The 5,677-nt window shown below is 65.4% G+C and carries 2 protein-coding genes; both read left to right on the top strand.

Annotated elements, in window-relative coordinates:
- Positions 1-4,541, top strand: a 4,541-nt coding sequence (locus MXC11_RS11930) for a beta strand repeat-containing protein (RefSeq protein ID WP_250010399.1), incomplete at its 5' end; no start/stop codon positions are given.
- 249 nt (positions 4,542-4,790) lie between these two features.
- Positions 4,791-5,677: hypothetical protein (locus MXC11_RS11935; RefSeq protein ID WP_250010400.1), on the top strand; the 887-nt coding region annotated here is incomplete at its 3' end.

The raw sequence follows: 5,677 nt of genomic DNA on the forward strand, positions 1-5,677 counted from the left end.
TCGCGGAAGACGCCGCCGTGCTGGAAGGCCAGCTGGTCGCTACCGACGTCGATACCGGCGCCGAGCTGACCTTCGCCACCGAAGAAGTCGTCGACGGCTTCATGCTGAATGCCGACGGCAGCTACACCTTCGACGCTGCCAACGCGGCCTACCAGTCGCTGGCCGAGGGTGATGAGCTGGTCCTCACTGTGCCGTACTCCGTCACTGACGGCATCGCCACCGCTGAGTCCACCCTGACCATCACTGTCACCGGCACCAACGATGCCCCGGTTGCCGAAGCCGCTACCGCTGCTGTCGCGGAAGACGCCGCCGTGCTGGAAGGCCAGCTGGTCGCTACCGACGTCGATACCGGCGCCGAGCTGACCTTCGCCCAGGTGGGTGAAGCCGTTGCCGGCCTGACCATCAACGCCGACGGCACCTACACCTTCGACGCTGCCAACGCGGCCTACCAGTCGCTGGCCGAAGGCGAAGCGCTGATCCTCGAAGTGCCGTACTCCGTCACTGACGGCATCGCCACCGCTGAGTCCACCCTGACCATCACTGTCACCGGCACCAACGATGCCCCGGTTGCCGAAGCCGCTACCGTTGCTGTCGCGGAAGACGTCCTGCTGGAAGGCCAGCTGGTCGCCACCGACGTCGATACCGGCGCCGAGCTGACCTTCGCCACCGAAGAAGTCGTCGACGGCTTCATGCTGAATGCCGACGGCAGCTACACCTTCGACGCTGCCAACGCGGCCTACCAGTCGCTGGCCGAAGGCGAAGAGCGGGTCCTCACTGTGCCGTACTCCGTCACTGACGGCATCGCCACCGTTGAGTCCACCCTGACCATCACCGTCACTGGCACCAACGATGTCCCGGTCGTCACCGGCGTCATCGCTGCCCAGACACTGAAAAGCGCCAACAACGTCCTGTTTGCCGGGGCCTCCGTCAGCGACATCGACGGTGTGAACAGCGCAGAGCTCACCACCGATGCCGTGCTGCAGGTGTCCAGCTCCGTTGCTGAAGATGAGTTCGCCTTCGCAGGAACCAACGTGGCCTTCGTCGCCAACCTGGTGACTGTGGGCGGCGTAGGTGTAGCCACCTTCACCCAGGCTGAGGGCGTGCTGACCGTGACCTTCGGCAGCGACGATCCGGCCACCGTGATCAATGCGCAGACCGTCAACACCGTCCTGCAGGCCCTGCAGCTGAATGCCGACCCGGACAGCGGCGAGCGCGCCATCACCCTGACCGTGACCGACGCGCTGGGCGGCCAGTCGCAGGCTGTACAGACCCTCGTCACCAGCCTGCCGGAAAACTTCACAGCGCCGACCATCACCAGCTTCGACGGTGAGAAGATCATTGCCGCGCAGGCTGGTGCAACTGCGGTGGATGTGACTCCCGACGCTGAAGTGGCGTTCGTAGCTAAGGTCGGTCTGGAGAACGTCGACGGCCTGACCCTGACCCTGACCCTGAGCGGTGACACCGCCAACAGCGACGTGCTGGCGCTGCCGACCGCGCTGGAGGGTAGCGGTAGCGTCGCCGTGATCGGCGGTCGTCTGGTCTATCAGACTTCTCCTGAGCGTGAAGAAACCAGCACCCAACTCAACCTCGGCACCGTCAGCGGTGGCACCAACGGTCAGCCGCTGCTGATCACTCTGGCTGCCAACCCGAATGCTGAGGCGGGAGATTACGACGCCGCCCTGGGCCTGGTGCTCAACAGCGTCACCTTCGATGCTGACGGCGTTACCGTGGTCGAAGGCCCGCGCACCCTCACCGCCACCCTGGGCGGCCTGGTGGGCGTCGAGGAAGTCTCGGCCTCCACCACCCTGGTGGTGACCGCCGAAGGCGAGCTCAATCTGACCACAGGCGTTGATACGCTGGGCGATGCTCAGTTCATCAACCTGTTCAGCGCTGATCTGGATGGCGAAACCCAGACCCTGAACACCGTTACAGGCAGCGGCGGCGGCAGCGACGCCCTGACCGGCGGTGCCACCGCGTTCGATACCCTCACTGCCACCCTCAATGCGGATGCAGGCGCCGTCACCATCACCGATGTCGACCGCCTCAACCTCACCGCAGTGGGCGATAGCGGTGCACTGGACTTCGCAGGCATCACCAACGCGGACTTCGCCATGCAGGTCGTGGTGGAGGGCAGCGGTAAGCTGAACCTGACCAGCGTCGCCAACGTCGAGAGCATCGACGCCGGCGCGGCAACCGGTGCCCTGACCGTCGACTTCGCCGACGGCGAGACCGCCACCGTCACCACCGGCAGCGGCGACACCTCCATCACCGCCGACGACCTGGCCGCCTCTGGCGATGCCCCGGCTGTGGCTGCAGAGATCACCGTCGCGGTGGGTTCGGGCGATGGCGCCATCACCCTGAGCGGCTCCGCCGACTTCAACCTGACCGGCGCGCTGAGCAGCAACGTCTCCGGCGCAGGCACCACTGGCGATCTGAGCATTGCCAGCGTGGTGGGTTCGGCTGGTGTCACCGTGGTAGCCGGTGAGGGCAACCTGACCGTGGCGGACAACGCGCTGACAGGCGAAGGCACTCCTCTGCTGACGGTCAACGCCGCCGCCATGCTCGACGACAACAGCCTGACCATCTCTGGCGCAGGCGACGTGGTAGTCACTGGCGCACTGGCCGATGTGAACCTGGCCGGTACCCGCGGTACCGTCACCGTCACCACCTCGGATGGCAACGTAAACACGGGTGACAGCGTAGAGACCACCGTGACCCTGGGTACCGGTGCAACGGCCACTGTCAACACCGACGGCTCGGGCGTGGGCAATGCCACCGTCAACATCGACGCTCTCTCGGCTGTGGCGTACCTGATCGGTGAAGACGAGCTGACCCTGACCAACGTCGATCTGAACGTCTCCGGTGATGCCGACATCGTCAACATCACCGACCTGAGCGCCGATGTGAACGCCACTGGCTTCAGCGGTGGCACCCTGAACCTGACCACCGTGGCCGGCGCCAACATCGACGTCTCCGGCGGTGCCAGCGACATCAACCTGCTGGGCGCTGCCGAGCTTGTCACTGTTGACGCCAAGCTGACGTTCGGTGAAGACACCCTGACCATCGGCCAGGCGGCCAGTGGTGAGGATGAAGCCGTGGCCTTCCAGGGCGATGTCACCGTCACCGGTCTGGGCACCAGCGGTTCAGGCGCCGTCGACGCCGCCAACCTGGCCGGTGCGCTGGACGTGACCACTGTCGGTTCCGATTCCGGCAGTGTCACCATCACCCTCGGTGCCGGTGTGACCGAGGCGCGGTTGAAGGCAGGCAATACCAGCGCCAGCGGTTCGACCGTCGAGGCTACCGACTTCACCAACACCCTGACCCTGACCGGTTTGGGCGATGTGGTCGTCACCGGCTTCAATGCCACCATCGATGCTGACGGCGTGCCCTCGGGCGACGGTGTTGAGGGGATTGCCTCCGGCGACCTGGCCGTCACCCTGGCCGCCAACGCCAATGCCACCATCATCGCTGGCGACCACGACATCCTGACCGTGACCGGTGGTGATACGGGTACAGAAGGTGTCCTCAACGGCACCCGCAGCACCATCACCATCGATGCTGCCGCGATGACCCTTGTCGGCCCTGAATCTGTCGGTATCGTCATCAATGCCAGCTCCGGCGCCTCCGGCGGCTTCAACAGCAACGTGGTGATCGACAAGGCGCCGGGTGCTGGATCCAACGACAGCGCCATTGAAATCAACCTCTCCGGCCTGGACGAGGAGGCCTCCACCGCCACCGTCGACATCACCACCGGTGTGCTGGGCAAGGGTGCTGAGGAGAGTGACGACGGCGATGTCCTCGATATCACCCTCGGCACCAGCCAGCTCGTGACCATCGAAGGCACCACCGGCATCGTAGGCGCTGGTAACAACGGCCGGGTCGAGATCGATGCCAGCAGCGCAGTGGCGGCTGACTTCGATGGCGATGAGGTTACTACCAACGTGCAGATCACCCTCCAGGGCAGCGCTGACTTCACGCTGAGCGATGTCTCCGCGGACGTGAATGCCACCGGGGTGACCGGCAACGTGGTGATCAACGCAATCGGGGCCACCAACGACCTGACCCTGTCCGGCGGCGCTGGCAATGATGAGATCTTCGCCGGCAGCGGCGACGACACCATCAACGGCGGTGCCGGTGACGACATCATCGAAGGCGGTGTCGGCGACGACACCATCGATGGCGGTGCCGGTGACGACACCATCGAAGGCGGCGCGGGCGTTGACCTGCTCACCGGCGGTGCAGGTGTGGACACCTTCGTCTTCAATCAGGGCGACACCGGCTTCGGCGCGGGCAACCGTGATGTGATCACCGACTTCCAGATTAGTGAAGACTACATCGACCTGTCGGCTATCACCGGCATCACCAGCGTGTCTAACCTGCAGATCTCCTACGCCACCGCCGCGGATGGTCTGACCAAGACCGCCATCATCGGCTACGATGAAAACGGCGCTACGAGTGGTGGTCTGGTAGAGATCGCCCTGACCGGCCTGCCGCTGAATGATCAGCTGTCTGCTAACGAGTTCATCTTCTCCACCCCCTAACCCCCACCACCCTCCGTCGCCGCCACCCGGCGGCGGAGGCCCCCTCACACAGCCCCGCCCCCCACAAGGAGGCGGGGCTTTTTCGTGGGAGCCTGCCGGGCCCTGCCGCGGATCCGCCGCCGGCACGCCGCCCCCCGGCGCTGCATTGCTCCGCGCAAAAATCGACTATGCTTAGCCGCGGCGCGCCGCCCTCGACCGTGCGCCATCCATCGCCCGGCCCACCCGGGCAACCAGCGAAAAGGGAATATCATGGCTACAACGCAGACCAAGAACATCAAGAACGGCGCCCGCCTCACCAATGGCAGCGAGGACACCCTCTACCAGGGCACCTCGCGAATCGAGACGGTCACCCTCGGCAACGCAGGCACCTACCTGCTGCGCGACATCGAGAACGTGCGCGGCAGCAGCGGCAATGATGTGGTCACCCTGCTGAACCCGGCCCAGGGCGTCGGCAGCCTGAACCTTGGCCGCGGTAATGATGATGAGCTGATCCTCGCCGGTGCGGGCACCTACCGGCTGCGTCTGGACGGCGTGGAGCAGGTGCGCGGCGTGGCCGGCGTCACCACCACGCTGGAGCTGCACGGCGCCGCCACCTTCCAAACCGACGGCTCGCTCAGCCTCAGCACCGCCGCCGGCGACAGCCGCGTGCAGGACATCACCTTCACCGCGCTGACCAACAGCATCAGCCTGAACCTGGGCGGCGGTGCGGACGTGGTGCGCCTGGATAACGGGTTCTCGCTGGCCCTCAACAAGGACGGCGAGCTGGTCCTGCTCAAGGACGGCAAGAGCCTGACCTTCAAGGGATATGCGCCGGACAACACGGCACTGCGCATTCTGGTCAACGGCCAGGACACCCACTACGCGGCTCTGCAGGACCATGAGTCCCTTGGCCAGCTCAGCGGCGTGATGAGCGCCGCCGACCTGCTGCAGCTGCAAACCCCGCTCGATGCCAGCGCGGTGACTGAAATCAACGGCACCCTGGCCGACGTGCTGGCCGTACTGGAGATCGAAGACATCACCACCGGCAACTTCGACTCGACCCTGGAGGAAGGCACTGCGGACGCCGCCGATCTGCAGGCGATTCTTGACGGCAACGGCACCGGCACCGTCGATGCTTCGGCACTGACCGCGATCGA

The sequence above is a fragment of the Pseudomonas eutrophicaquae genome, from assembly GCF_023544715.1.
GTDB lineage: Bacteria > Pseudomonadota > Gammaproteobacteria > Pseudomonadales > Pseudomonadaceae > Geopseudomonas.